The sequence below is a fragment of the Salinimicrobium oceani genome (assembly GCF_012037645.1).
The window spans coordinates 1-457 of record NZ_JAAVJR010000606.1 but is presented as its reverse complement, the minus strand read 5'-3'; the positions used below and the strand labels follow the sequence as shown (position 1 = coordinate 457).

Genomic DNA, 457 nt, shown 5'->3' with positions numbered 1-457 from the left:
AAAAACCTTACCAGGAAGTGATCACGCTTAGATATTTCCAGGAGATGAGCTATAAGGAAATCAGCGCACATCTACAGGAGCCAATGAACAATGTCAAAGTAAAACTCTTACGGGCTAAAAAGTTACTGGCAGAAGTCATCAAAAAAAGGAATTCCTGACATATTTTTTCTGAAGTATAATAGAGAGGACTAAATTTTTAGGATCTATTATATTACTGCCCCCTGAAAAATATTACTGTACTTAGGGTCTTAGTGAGGATCGTTATGTCCAGGAAGATGTTGCGATGCTTGATGTAATAAAGATCATACTGAAGCTTTTCGAGGCTGTCGGCATGGCTGTCTGCATAATCTGTCATTACCTGGGCCCAGCCTGTAAGTCCGGGTTTAATAAAGTGACGGGTATCGTAAAAAGGGATGAGACTGGCCAGTTCTTCAACAAAAACAGGGCGTTCGGGTCG

2 protein-coding genes are annotated in these 457 nt (G+C 40.9%); one reads left to right on the top strand and one right to left on the bottom strand.

Annotated features, from left to right (window positions below; all coding sequences use genetic code 11):
• Positions 1-158: RNA polymerase sigma factor (locus HC175_RS18495; protein ID WP_317172361.1), on the top strand; the 158-nt coding region annotated here is incomplete at its 5' end.
• Between the two features lie 53 nt (positions 159-211).
• Here HC175_RS18495 and HC175_RS18490 read toward each other — a convergent pair.
• Positions 212-457 (bottom strand): sugar transferase (locus tag HC175_RS18490; RefSeq protein WP_209310088.1); only part of this gene is annotated, 246 nt, incomplete at its 5' end.